Annotated in this window: 9 protein-coding genes and 2 pseudogenes; 9 read left to right on the top strand and 2 right to left on the bottom strand. The window is 54.1% G+C overall.

Annotated elements, in window-relative coordinates; translation table 11 throughout:
- Window positions 1-69: 69 nt before the first annotated feature.
- From DFR40_RS17520 to DFR40_RS17090, 3 genes and pseudogenes are all read left to right on the top strand, one after another.
- Window positions 70-219 (top strand): annotated as a pseudogene (locus DFR40_RS17520) (transposase); the annotation flags it as partial.
- Entirely contained in the window at window positions 147-1,190 is a 1,044-nt protein-coding gene (locus tag DFR40_RS01395; protein WP_342767593.1) for an IS3 family transposase, read from the top strand. The pseudogene DFR40_RS17520 and the gene DFR40_RS01395, both read left to right, overlap by 73 nt.
- Before the next feature lie 115 nt (window positions 1,191-1,305).
- Entirely contained in the window at window positions 1,306-1,533 is a 228-nt protein-coding gene (locus DFR40_RS17090) for a hypothetical protein (RefSeq protein ID WP_170160127.1), read from the top strand.
- 17 nt (window positions 1,534-1,550) lie between these two features.
- Here DFR40_RS17090 and DFR40_RS01385 read toward each other — a convergent pair whose 3' ends face one another.
- Entirely contained in the window at window positions 1,551-2,306 is a 756-nt protein-coding gene (locus tag DFR40_RS01385) for a response regulator transcription factor (RefSeq protein ID WP_170160126.1), read from the bottom strand.
- Window positions 2,307-2,608: 302 nt separating this feature from the next.
- Here DFR40_RS01385 and DFR40_RS01380 point away from each other — a divergent pair, with 302 nt between their 5' ends.
- The 5 genes and pseudogenes from DFR40_RS01380 to DFR40_RS01360 all read left to right on the top strand — a co-directional run bounded on the left by DFR40_RS01380 (window position 2,609) and on the right by DFR40_RS01360 (window position 9,615).
- On the top strand, window positions 2,609-3,691 hold the full coding sequence (locus tag DFR40_RS01380; RefSeq protein ID WP_170160125.1) for a sensor histidine kinase: 1,083 nt from the start codon (window positions 2,609-2,611) through the stop codon (window positions 3,689-3,691).
- Between the two features lie 109 nt (window positions 3,692-3,800).
- Window positions 3,801-5,807, top strand: a complete 2,007-nt coding sequence (locus tag DFR40_RS01375; protein WP_170160124.1) for an ATP-binding protein — start codon at window positions 3,801-3,803, stop codon at window positions 5,805-5,807.
- A 134-nt stretch (window positions 5,808-5,941) separates the two neighbouring features.
- Window positions 5,942-7,062, top strand: a protein-coding gene (locus DFR40_RS01370; RefSeq protein ID WP_121456700.1) for an IS3 family transposase whose coding sequence is annotated in 2 segments (ribosomal slippage) — window positions 5,942-6,194 and window positions 6,194-7,062 — 1,122 coding nt in all. Because the reading frame shifts where the segments join, the coding sequence is not laid out codon by codon here.
- Window positions 7,063-7,078: 16 nt separating this feature from the next.
- A pseudogene (locus tag DFR40_RS01365) lies at window positions 7,079-7,450 on the top strand (integrase core domain-containing protein); the annotation flags it as partial.
- 956 nt (window positions 7,451-8,406) lie between these two features.
- Window positions 8,407-9,615, top strand: coding sequence for an HD-GYP domain-containing protein (locus DFR40_RS01360; protein WP_121456699.1), 1,209 nt, complete (start codon window positions 8,407-8,409; stop codon window positions 9,613-9,615).
- Between the two features lie 358 nt (window positions 9,616-9,973).
- On the opposite strand, the gene DFR40_RS01355 is transcribed toward DFR40_RS01360, so the two are convergent.
- Window positions 9,974-10,759 carry a transglutaminase-like cysteine peptidase gene (locus DFR40_RS01355; protein WP_121456698.1) on the bottom strand — a complete coding sequence of 262 codons (786 nt, stop codon included), beginning with the start codon at window positions 10,757-10,759 and terminating at the stop codon, window positions 9,974-9,976.
- A gap of 350 nt (window positions 10,760-11,109) precedes the next feature.
- On the opposite strand from DFR40_RS01355, the gene DFR40_RS01350 reads away from it, so the two are divergent.
- Entirely contained in the window at window positions 11,110-13,263 is a 2,154-nt protein-coding gene (locus tag DFR40_RS01350) for a methyl-accepting chemotaxis protein (protein ID WP_121456697.1), read from the top strand.
- Window positions 13,264-13,292 lie beyond the last annotated feature (29 nt).

Below are 13,292 nucleotides of genomic sequence, written 5' to 3'. Positions count from 1 at the left end.
GCGACGTCCCCCCGGAATTGAGTAGCGCCTGACTTTAGAGTCCAATCTTTCACGATAAGGAGATTGGACATGAAGAAGCGATTCACCGAAGAACAGATCATTGGTTTCCTGCGGGAGGCAGAGGCAGGGATGCCGGTTGCGGAACTGTGCCGCAAGCACGCTTTCTCGGAAGCGAGTTACTACCTCTGGCGCAGCAAGTTCGGCGGCATGAGTGTGTCGGACGCCAAGCGGCTCAAGGAGCTCGAAACGGAAAACACGCGCTTGAAGAAGCTGCTGGCCGAAACGATGCTGGAAAACGAGATCGCCAAGGAAGCCCTGCGAAAAAAGTGGTGAGCGCACCGTCACGGCGTGATCTGGTGCGCTACCTAATCGACAAAGGGCTCAGCGAGCGGAGGTCGCTTGGCTTCGTTGGCATGAGTCCGAGTTCATTCCGTTACCGGCCGGCAACGGATCGCAATGCGGCTTTGAAGGAGAAGATCGTCACGCTCGCCCAACGCCATCGGCGCTACGGGGCCGGGATGATCTACTTGAAGCTGCGGCAGGCCGGCATGGTGGTGAATCACAAGCGGGTGGATCGGCTCTACGCCGAGGCCGGTCTGCAAGTGAGAAGGCGAAAGCGGAAGAAGATCCCAGTGTCGGATCGTCACCCGCTAGAGCGCCCTTCGGCCGCTAATCAGGTCTGGTCAATGGATTTCGTGTTCGACCGGACGGCGGAAGGACGAGTCATCAAAAGCCTGACCGTTGTGGATGATGCGACGCACGAGGCGGTCGCGATTGTTCCGGAACGCGCGATGGGTGGCATGCAACTCACCCGAGCGCTCGATCAGTTGGCCAAGACGCGAGGCTTGCCCAAGGCGATCCGAACAGATAACGGCAAGGAGTTCTGCAGTCGGGCCATGCTGACCTGGGCGCATGCCCGTGGCGTCCAGCTCTTTCTCATCGAGCCGGGCAAACCGAATCAGAACGCCTATATCGAATCGTTCAATGGGCGTTTCCGGGATGAATGCCTGAATGAACACTGGTTCACCAGCCTACGCCACGCCCAGGTCATCATCGAAGGCTGGCGCCGCGAGTACAACGAGGAGCGACCGAAAAAATCCCTGGGCGGTTTGACGCCTGCGGCTTATGCCAAATCACTCACCCAGAAATCGGGTAAATTACCCTCGGACTCTAAAGCCCTCTGCTACTGAAAACGGGGGGACGTCGCGGATATTCGAAAAGCGGCCCGACTTGATAATTGTCGACTTGGATATGCCATATATAAATGGCTATCAGCTGATACATACTTTGTATCACGAGAATTTTATGGCAAATATCCCAGTTGTCGTTGTGCCCCACTCGAATGCTTTTGGCATGGTCAATTATCCATCGGTTGAGGCTGTCTATCGCAAACCTGTCCCTATGGAAGCTATTCGTGAGCTTGTTGTTGATTTGGTTAATAGAAAAATTTTTCGCCTATGCCTGTTTATATTTCATGAAATTTGGAACAGAACTGAATCGCCCCGCTTTGCTAGACACTCTGTAGCCGGTTGAAATATTGGCTTTCGAATCTATCCGCTTGTACTGGGGGTGATGCCAGCGGCGTCGCCGGTTAACGCGGCCGATATTGCCTTGGCGCGACTGCTCGCGTTGTAAGCACGGAGTACAGCAGCTACATAGTTCTTGGCTGTTCCAATGGAAACATTCAGTTCACGGGCAATTTCCTTGTTTGATTTGCCTTTTAGTATCAGCCTAAGAACCTCCTTCTGACGAGGCGAAAGGTCGGCTGCCTCTGCTGAACTCTTGGGCTGTGCGCTGCCCCCCTCATCGCCTCCGCCGGCATGATCATCAGTTAGCTGATAGAAAACATGCGCAGGAAAATATCGATCGCCAGCAAGAATCAGTCGCAACGCGTTGATCATCACACTGACGTCGCTACTCTTCGGGATGAAGCCCAGGGCACCTGCTTTCAGAAATTCCGCCGCCAAACTCCAGTCCTCGCAGGCTGACACCACAACAACCGGCAGCGCCATCCAGTCCGTCTTGAGGCAGTCGACTTCATCGGCCCCGCCGGCATCCGGCAGAGTAATGTCTAACAAGACCAAGTCAAGGTCACCTTTGCGCTCACTAATGATCTGGCGTGCCTCGGCGAGCGTGGACGCTTCCAGGAACTCGACACGGACACCGGCTAGCACATCACTAATGACTTTGCGCAGGCCACCCCGGACAATATGATGATCCTCGACGATCAGTACGAGACGGCTACTCTCCTGCCAAAATTCATCTACGTATGTCACTTCGTATCCAGTGATTGAACCATTGCTCATGAAGCCCCCCGATGCCTTTCGAGTATTTCGAGTAGTTTCGACTGTTTTTACCCTTTCAGAGTGAGGCATACGAGCCAATTGCGCCATATGTCGATATGCACATGCCCAGTGTCTCGTGTGATAGCCTCTCCCGCAGGCGCCACGATCACCTGTGAGGCATGCCGTCATACATCTTTTCCGCGCCTGAAGAGGCGGTAATATGAACTCGTATGACATCCTCTACTTCGACACACCGCCTCCACACGCAAGCCAATCCTGACTGTATCCCGCACTCGTTGCCTAAATGGCTGTTGCATGACCTCATGCAGTCGCTGAACGCATACGGCCTCGCCTGCGAGCATGTCAGGGATGCTATTCAACCCACGTTAGCCGGTGATCTTTCGGCCGCTCTAAGCTGGGAGGCGATGGGCAATGCCATTCAGACTCAGGAGCGCTTGCTCAGCAAACTGCGACATTACTTTAATCTCCCCTCGCAACTGGCGGCCCTCAATATTCGCGCAGTAGATTTAGGCGCCATCGCCAGGCAGATCAAAGGTCAACACGAGGCCAACTTTTCCAGGGTGCTTTTGAATATCCATGGCTTCGAAAACTGCTGGGTGATGGCCGATCAAAATCGGCTACTAGAACTGCTTTCCTGTCTTGCCGAAAACGCGGCGGCCCATGCGAAAACTGCCGTATGTTTGGCCGCACAGGCAACCAGAGAAGGGGTCTGTATTGAGATAGTAGACGACGGGAGCGGCTTGGCAACTGGGGTCGTCGAGTTGCTTGGCATGCCCTTCATTCGACTTCAATCCCGTGCTGCGAGCACACATCGCGGCTTGGGTCTGGGAATTTATATTGCTACCAGAAATGCAGAACTGCTTCATGCAGCTCTGGATGTCTCAAGCACTCCTGGCGTGGGTTGCCGCTTCTCAATCACGCTTCCTTTGGCTGATACGCCATCCCTCCCTGCCGATTCCAAAGACGAGGCTGATCCGCTTGCCGGAGCCCGTATTCTTGTTGTCGATAGCGATGAGCAGCGGAGCCGCGCGCTACTGCAACTTCTAGCTTCGTGGAAGTGCCAGCCCGACCTCGTTCATGAGTGGAGCCCCTCACTTGCTAGAGTCGCTCAGGAGGGAGGCAGCTACGATGTTCTTTTCTTAAGTGAGAATTCTTCGTTCAAGTACATCCCCTCCTTCAAGCTAGCCAAGAATTCCGGATCTAAGCCTTCGTTGGAAATATTCGTTATGGCTGAAAGGCGACAGATAGCGGCTCCTGATGTCGTTTCGGATCCCCTGATACCTGGACTCCACGTTTTGCATCCTCCCCTGACTCCAAGTCGCCTGCGTTCCGCATTGAGTAATGCATTGCGCATCCGTGCTTCGTCACCGCATGACAGCTGCTAGGTCTGCCTGTACGTCCACGTTTCGACTATTTGCTTGATAGAGACAGATTGTAATGCCATCTATAAGACTGACAAAAGACAGCGTCTTCTTTGCTGAGGCGTCTACGTTCTTGGGGCTGCTTGCTGATGACATTCCTGTTGTCCTTTGGCACTCCAATACTGAAACCAACAAGTTTTCGATTGTCTCGTCCAGTGACAACCTGCAGTCGAAGGATGTTAAGTCGTGGAATGATTTATTCGGAAAATGTGGGCGAGATCATTTTCTCGCTGCCTACCGCGAATCTGTGAGGTCGGGAACTAACAGGTTTTCATTTGATTGCCAGCTTGGCGCCAATCGCCCCCATCCGATTGATGCTATCTGTCGAGGGCTGGTCGCCCAGCGCAATGATGAAGGCAAGCCCTGGATTATCATCGGGGTAATCGTCCCCGTCGCCAAGGAGAAAAGAACAGCCCAGACGCTCTCCTCGCTAGATCCTCGAACCCGCTTCCTGGCCAATATGAGCCACGAAATCCGGACGCCAATGAATGGCATCATAGGTATGGTTGAACTCGCCTTGGATACCAATCTCAATCAAGAGCAGCAACAATACCTCCACACTATTCGCTCTTCGTCCATTGCGCTACTGAGTGTGCTAAACGATATTCTTGATTTCTCGAAGGCAAGCGATGGCAAGTTGGTTCTTGAGTTAGTACCTTTTAATCTCCGCATGATCATTTGCGACGTACTCCGGCTATTCTCGGTTGATGCCTGCCGAAAGAATATTGACCTCACGTGTTTCATCGACCCGGGATTGCCTGATGACTTGGTTGGGGACCCTGGACGAATTCGCCAAGTTCTGCTGAATCTCATTGGCAATGCGATCAAGTTCACTCCTCGGGGTGAGGTCGAATTGCGGGTCGAACTCAGGTCGATAGCGGATCAATCCATCGCCTTAAGCGTTATTGTTCGCGACACGGGTATTGGCATCAAGCCGGAGCAACTAGCGCGAATCTTCGATCCTTTTGAGCAAGCCGATAGCTCGACCACCCGCCAATATGGAGGCTCCGGTCTCGGACTTGCTATCACCAGAACGCTGATTGACGCGATGGGGGGGGGTATCAAAGTACAAAGTGAAATAGGAAAAGGCAGCTGGTTTTTTATCTCTCTAAATCTTGAAACTCTACATGAGACCTGTGCATCCAATTTTCCGGCAGTAGCCGTCTCCACGCCGTCCTATCGAGTTCTTATTTCTACGCCTTATTCCGCGACAGCACGTGTTCTCGAAGAGTATCTGTTGGCCAAGGGGCATACCGTTACAATTTCCCGGAACGAGAAAGATACCGAATTTGAACTGAAGGCTGCGTCAGTCAGGCTGGAGCCTTTCGATCTTCTCTTGCTGGACACCGACATACCGCCCCTTGGCGAGTTATCGCCGGTCTTGGAACGCTGGAAGACGATTATTAAAGCCCCCTCGCGCTGCATTGTAATCAGCAACATACTGCGGTTTAGTTCGGAATCTACAATTTTTGATGAACACGGTATTGTTGCTCGGCTCTGCAAACCCGTTATCGATCGCGAACTCGAGACATCTATCCAGGTAGCTATCAGGCACACAGGAGAAGCTAGCCGGGACCAAAAACGGGAATCTGTACTTGCTTCTGTAGAAATTGATCACGCCCTTGTCGATCAGGCATTGTCTACTGCCCCCAAGTTACAGGTACTTCTTGTCGATGACGACCCCGTTAATCTGCAGGTAGCCGCGACCACCTTGGAACGCTGTGGATTTATCGTCAAACAGGCGGACAATGGAAAAACCGCTTTGGAGCTCTTCGAAGGTGGCGGATTCGACGCGATCATCATGGATATCCAGATGCCGGTCATGGATGGCATTGCTGCAACAGAGGCTATTCGAATGCGCGAACTGAGACGCTCCTGGGTTATGAGACCAAGTTGGCAATCGATCCCGATTATCGGGCTTACTGCGGACATTCAGAGCAGCGTTAGGGAGGCAGCCTTAGCGGCAGGAATGAATGAAATTATTATGAAGCCTGTTACCCGACAACAGCTTTTGGGCACCATACAGCAAGCTATTGCAGACAGCCGCGCGCAATCATCTGGATATCTCAGTGGTTTCTAGGGTGGTTCACTTCCTTTTGTCACCGGTTGTTTGCCTTTGCCCCCACTCAAACACTGGCGAACTGAGCGACGTCCCCCCGGAATTGAGTAGCGCCTGACTTTAGAGTCCAATCTTTCACGATAAGGAGATTGGACATGAAGAAGCGATTCACCGAAGAACAGATCATTGGTTTCCTGCGGGAGGCAGAGGCAGGGATGCCGGTTGCGGAACTGTGCCGCAAGCACGCTTTCTCGGAAGCGAGTTACTACCTCTGGCGCAGCAAGTTCGGCGGCATGAGTGTGTCGGACGCCAAGCGGCTCAAGGAGCTCGAAACGGAAAACACGCGCTTCAAGAAGCTGCTGGCCGAAACGATGCTGGAAAACGAGATCGCTAAGGAAGCCCTGCGAAAAAAGTGGTGAGCGCACCGTCACGGCGTGATCTGGTGCGCTACCTAATCGACAAAGGGCTCAGCGAGCGGAGGTCGCTTGGCTTCGTTGGCATGAGTCCGAGTTCATTCCGTTACCGGCCGGCAACGGATCGCAATGCGGCTTTGAAGGAGAAGATCGTCACGCTCGCCCAACGCCATCGGCGCTACGGGGCCGGGATGATCTACTTGAAGCTGCGGCAGGCCGGCATGGTGGTGAATCACAAGCGGGTGGATCGGCTCTACGCCGAGGCCGGTCTGCAAGTGAGAAGGCGAAAGCGGAAGAAGATCCCAGTGTCGGATCGTCACCCGCTAGAGCGCCCTTCGGCCGCTAATCAGGTCTGGTCAATGGATTTCGTGTTCGACCGGACGGCGGAAGGGCGTGTCATCAAAAGCCTGACCGTTGTGGATGATGCGACGCACGAGGCGGTTGCGATTGTTCCGGAGCGTGCGATCGGTGGCATGCAACTCACCCGAGCGCTCGATCAGTTGGCCAAGACGCGAGGCTTGCCCAAGGCGATCCGAACAGATAACGGCAAGGAGTTCTGCAGTCGGGCCATGCTGACCTGGGCGCATGCCCGTGGCGTCCAGCTCTTTCTCATCGAGCCGGGCAAACCGAATCAGAACGCCTATATCGAATCGTTCAATGGGCGTTTCCGGGATGAATGCCTGAATGAACACTGGTTCACCAGCCTACGCCACGCCCAGGTCATCATCGAAGGCTGGCGCCGCGAGTACAACGAGGAGCGACCGAAAAAATCCTTGGGCGGTTTGACGCCCGCAGCCTATGCAAAATCACTTACCCAGAAATCAGGTAAATTACCCCCGGACTCTAAAGCTCTCTGCTACTGAAAATGGGGGGACGTCGGCCCTGGAGCAGGCCCTGTACGCCCGCCAGCCGGATCGCAACACGCTGATCTACCATAGCGACCGGGGTGCCCAGTATGTTTCGATTCGCTATTCGGAACGTCTCGGGAAAGCCGGCATCGAGCCCTCCGTCGGCAGCAAGGGTGATAGCTACGACAACGCCCTCGCTGAGACAATCAACGGCCTCTACAAGGCGGAAATCATTCACCGACGCGGCCCCTGGAAGTCCAAGGAGGCCGTCGAGCTGGCAACGCTCGAATGGGTCTCTTGGTTTAATCATCATCGATTGCTTGAGCCCATCGGATATATTCCTCCGGCCGAAGCCGAGGCAAACTTCTACCGCTGTCAAACCGAGCAGGCCGTTACCGCCTGACTCAAACCAAATGGCCTCCGCGATTCCCGGGGCGATTCAGTATGAGTGTCGATGTCGGACTTTCTTAAGGCACTAGTCAATTGTGTCCTATGGCATCTTATGAATTCCTTGTGTGTTCTTTAAATTTAACACCGAGATTCAGGTGGCTGGCGACTTCTGGCTACCTCCATTTGTTGAACATGGGGTGTCGAGATGAACTTCGGTGTTTGGTACGGCGTCGCTATGTGGTTCGTGTTTCTTAAGGGGCTGGGCGTTTCACCGTTCGTGGAATGGAGTTGGTGGTTGCTCCCGTTCATGGTTGCTTACCCAAGTCTTTCTGGTTTATTTCAAGTCGGGGAATGTTTGCGGAGCTGGGAAGGTCGGCTTGGTCGCTTCGTACATGCCTACTTTAGGTAAGCTGCATTTGATGCCGACGCGAACGATGAACAAACGACTAGGATTGAAATGTGGCGATGCTTGCCTGGTGGCTAACGTGCGGGTCATTTCCCTGAACGGCTTCCGTGATCGATTGATAGAGACGCCCTAATCTGCGCGGTGGCGCTGCGTATCCCAAAGCTGCCTTCTATTGGCTGCTATGCTGGTCGACCAGACCATCACGCAAACGGGGGGGTGATCTGATGCTTTAGCCTCCTGCTTGTTGTATTGCCTTTTTGCGCCCCTGTCGGCAATTGCTGCCGACAGGGGCCATTTTTCTTTTGTCGGCCCGGAAGCGTTCTATATCCGTTGGCCTGACGACTTCATGAAAATCCCTCGGCCGACGCAAAAAGGCATGGCAATTGTCCACGCTTTTGAGCCTTGAAATATACACGGCACATGTCTGTTTGCATCTGGTGCATGGAGGGGCAGCTCGTGCAACATCCTCCGACGAATGGCAGAACGGCAGTGAGGAGCAGCCCGGTTTGCTACCGGTGACGTGCTGTCTTGATTGCGCTGTTTTTCAGCTAAGAGGTGGATCAATGTCTACAGCGTTGAAGCTTGTTCCGATTGCGCAGTTGCGGCCGGGGATGTTTGTTCATGACTTGAAGTGTCAGTGGTTTGAACATTCGTTCTGGCGCGAGCGTTTTTTGATCGACGATGACGAAACGATCGAGAAGATGCGCGCGGACGGTATTCGTGAGGTGGTCATTGATCTTTCACAGGGGCGGGATGTCGACGCTGCCGATGCCATGGCGGTCCGGCACGAGCGTGCGAGTGCCGTGGCGTCGCCGGAAGCTGCCTGGGCAATCAAGCCGGTTTCGCTCGACGAGGAGCGGCGGCGGGTACTTTTTTTGCGCAACGAGGCGTGCACGGTTGTGCGCGATTTGCTGGAGGATGTGCGGGTCGGCCGGCAATTGGATATCCAGCGCCTCAATCCGGTGATCGAGAAAATGATGTTCTCGGTGATGCGGCACGATGATGTGTTGATCCCGCTGTTGCGGTTGAAGGTGCATAGCCAGTACAGCTTCCAGCATTCGGTGAGTGTGGCGGCCTTGTCGCTGGCGCTGGGCAAGACACTCGGTCTGGAGTGGGCTATTTTGCGCCAGATGGCGCTGGGCGCTTTGTTGCACGACATTGGTAAGGCGTATACGCCAGACGGCATTTTGCACAAGCCGGGCCGCTTGAGCGATGGGGAAATGAGTCGGATGCGCGAGCATGTGGTGGATAGCCACCGCATTCTTTCAACCATGCCGGGAATCTCCCAGATTACGCTGGAGAGCGCTGCACTGCATCACGAGCGTGTGGATGGCAGCGGCTACCCGTTTGGTCTTACCGGTGCCGATCTACCGCTGCATGCGCAACTGGTGGCGATTGCCGATGCTTATGATGCAATGACCTCCGGTCGTTGCTATCAGCGGCGCAAGGAGCCGACTGAGGCGCTGCGCATCATGTTCGGCGAGGTGAATCAGCATTTCCGGGAGGATTTGCTCAAGGCGTTTACGCGCACGGTGGGCATTTATCCGGTGGGTTCGCTGGTTCGCCTGGAGAACGACCATTTGGCCGTGGTGGTGGCGGTGAGCCGCGATAATTTGCTCAAGCCGGAGTTGCAGGTGGTGTTCGACGCGCGCAGTAACAGCCGCCTCTTGCCTTATTCGCTGAACTTGGCCCGGATGAGAGATGGCCCGGCCATTGTCGATTACGAGTCTTATGATAAGTGGGGCTTGGATCCGGCGCAGATTCCGGCTTGAACGTATGCATGGCCGCCATCGGATTGGAGGGCGGCTGAGAATCCGTTTTCCATATCATCCTGCAACTTTTGACCTGCCCCAATCTTGTCCGCGATTGAGGCTGCACCGGTATTCGTACTGTCTTAACTGGAAATTTCCGGGTCCAGTGAATCGCCCCGGCTTTCCTAGACACTCTGTCGCCGGTTGAAATGCTGGTTTTCGAACGCTAACGGAGAAACGTCGTTTGCATAGCGGCGTTGCCGTTTGCTGGTGAAGATTACTGCTCGGCATGACGAGCGCCTTGCGCCGCCTCCCCGCGAGGCCCTCGCCTTGCGAATTCGCCCTGCTAGCTTGGCGTGCAAGTCGCTGCTCTCCGCAACTATTTGTAATATTGTCCGGCAGCGTTGGCTACCAGAGGTTTCTCGTGTTGCGGCGAGGTATTTCTGGCCACACTCTGGGCAATGGCTGAGTCGTAGGCTGCCCGTCTGATGATGTCTTGCCAGCGGGCATAGTTGGCGGAGGATGTCTGTTTGCCAATGCCCACCCATAGCTTTTGAATGTTGAAACTGAAAATCGGCTGCAGGTCCTGCCGAGCATCGGACGGGAGGATATCGCTGGTGAGATTGTCGAGTATCCAGGGGGCCTTGCGATTGCTCGGGTAGTAGGCGAGAACCATGTGGGAACGATAGCTCGTACCCGTAGGGCTGGTTTGATTCGCCTTGACGTAGACCAGTCGCAGTTTTGCCGACGCGACCCCAAGGTGTACGAGCGTGAAGTACTTGGACAAGGCGTAGTCTTCACAGTCTCCGCGCCCCAAGGCGAGTGTTTCTGAAGGGGTTGCCCAGTAATCTTCTTGCGCCCAAATGTTGATATCTTCGTCATAGCTAATGCGCTCGTTGAAGAAGGCGTTGACTAGATGAATCTTGGCATCTTCCGCCAGATGCTTTGCTCTGTTTGCCAAGTCTTGCCAAGCGTCAAGCCGTTGCTTTGCGTAAGTTTCACTGGGGATTTGAGTGGCGGTAGGGGGACGATTTTCAGCGAAAGCCAAATGGCAAAAGCAAAATAGAGGCAGGCAGGCGCTCAGGATAAACCTTGAAGGAGAGGAAAGGCTGGCTGTTTGCGTGCCGCTAGCCGGCGTACTTTTCTTGCTTCGTAGTCTTGCCATGTCGAATTCGTCAATCCTGTTTGGATTTCCGAATTCTGGTTGTCGAAAACGCTAGAAGCTAGATGCATTGTTGGAGTGAAATGCCCCTGCCGGGTGTCAGATGTCGAGAGCTGCTGCGAGTGCCGTTGCTAGTGCCCGGAGTATGTGAATTGTGTATTAGTGCACCATTTGCTCCTCGCGCGCTGGCGCCGATGCGTTTCGTAGGGATCTAAGCGCTGCAAATCGGGAAGGGGGCTGCAATTAGTCGTGTGAAGTTGTGCACATTGGCGTGAGTCTAGCGATAAGGGATTATCAGTGCCGCCTATTCCAATCTGGCTTCGGGCCTTTTCACTCTCTTGAAAAACGGAATCATGCTGCTGAAAAGTCTTTCAATGGGTTTGTCTTCCGCAGAGAAACGCTGGTTGCCCTGGTTTGGTAAAACCGGGAAATTGGCGATGCGCTGGTCAACTTTCCTGAATCACAGCCAGTATCGTTTTTACGAAACGGTTTTCGAGGGAGTTGCGCAGACACGCGTGCGCATTTTGCAAGATTGGGGCGAACAGCAATGGGATCATCTCAAGGGGCTGTCGCGTTCTCTTATGGGAAGCATGCTTCCTTCCAACAACTGGTTGGCGATGCGCATGCGCATTTCGGAGGATTGGAGCGAACTGTTCGTGATGGATGCGCAGGCGGTGGTGCTTGCTTCGAGTTATCAAGCGCAGATCGGTGAACGGGTGTCGGTGTCAACGGAGTTGCTACGCCATGAGGTTGGGCAGGGAGTGTTGGTGGGTCCCTTTGTCGACCCAGTGACTGAACGGATTGGGCCAAGTTCGTCGCGTTTTCATGACGCGGTGACCTTACTGTTTTTCTTGCCTTTGTATCTGGATGGGGTGGGCCAGGTCTTTTTATGTGCACGTGTGCCCAACGATGTGCTTGGTGACCTGATCCAGCGCGAAGAAGGTCATGTTTTCCATGAGTCTGGCGACAATTATTTGTTCATGGCCAAGGCCGTTGCCGATCCTTCAGTTGTGTCGGGAACGGCGCTATCACGTTCGCGTTTTGAGGATCGTACTTTTTCTTTGGGGGGCAATCTCAAGGACGGTATCAAAACCCGCTACGGGGAGGTGCGCGTGGAGCGGCATACGGAACTGGAACTGGTTTTCAATAATCCGCAGTCCGGTACGTTGCACCCGGGAGTGCGGGAAACGATTCGCAAGGGTGAGAACCTGTTCGTGACTTACCCTGGTTATTCCGACTATCGGCACATCCCGGTGATCGGCAAGGGGACATTGTTTAAGATGCCAGGCTCGCCGGATACCTGGGGCCTGATGTGCGAGGCGGATCTCGAGGAGGTGTATCGAAGCCGGCCGTCGAGCTATCGCGCGGTTGCGCTGATTTCGTCGATTTTTATCTTTGTTGCCGGAGCCCTGGTTGGATTTTCTGAGTGGCTGCAATTGGTCGGCTTGCAGTTGTTTCTACCCTTGCTTTTTTTTTCTTTGATCGGGTTGCTGATTTTTCATGTGACTCATCTGAGGCAGTTGTCCACACGCGTCAATCAAACAAATTTCATGTTGCAAAGTATTGCCGAAGGGGGAGGCAATTTGTCGCTTCGTTTGCGGCGTCCCGGTGCGCATCGCGATGAAATTGCCAGCACCTCCCTGTGGATTAACAGTCTGGTGGACAGCTTCGAGCGTTTACTGTCTCGGGTGATCAAGATCAATTCCGAGGTCAGCGACGCCAACCAGGTGCTGATGTCGACCAGCCTTGTCACCAAAGAGCGCTCACAGGCAATGCTGTCAGTTATGGCTTTGGTTCTGGACTCGATCAATGAACAGATCATGGTGGCGAATACCGCTTCGGAGCAGGCTCGCGCAATGCGTAACGAGATCGAGCGCAGTCTCGCGAACACGCAAAACAGGTTTTGCGAGTTGCAATCTCTTTCTGCCGACATCAAACAGAAGATTACGGACTCGACAACAACGATCAGCGAGTTGCAGCAGAGCACTTTGGAGATCGATAGCATCGTGTTGGTCATCAAGGAAATCGCTGATCAGACTAATCTGCTGGCTTTGAATGCGACTATCGAGGCCGCTAGGGCAGGGGGGGCAGGGCGTGGTTTTGCGGTAGTTGCTGACGAGGTGCGCAAGTTAGCTGACCGGACACGACAGGCGACGATCAAGATCGGTGAAATGATTGCGCTTGTTCAAGGACAGTCAGAGAGAACGGTTTTTGCTATGCAGAAAGGAATGGCTGACCTCGAAACGGGCATAAATATTGCTGTTGAGAGTGTATCCAGCGGTAACGACATGGAAGGGATTGTTCATGACGTGTTGGCGACAATCAATAACATCGCAAGTACCGCCAACACCCACAAGGAGCACATCGGTTCGGTTACCGCCATGACGGATGCCATGAAAGAGGCACTTCTTGGTTCGGATCAGAGTTTGGTAGAAACCGCTTCCGCAGTGTACAAACTCGAACGTTTGGTTGCCCAGTTTTCGGTGGGCAAAGGGCTTGATACCTGACAGAATGTGCCCGCTGCCGGCCTGATCCT

It is taken from the genome of Azonexus fungiphilus (assembly GCF_003634965.1).
Classification (GTDB): Bacteria; Pseudomonadota; Gammaproteobacteria; order Burkholderiales; family Rhodocyclaceae; genus Azonexus; species Azonexus fungiphilus.
Note: the sequence above shows the minus strand (reverse complement) of the source record. Positions and strands in the feature narration are given on the sequence as shown.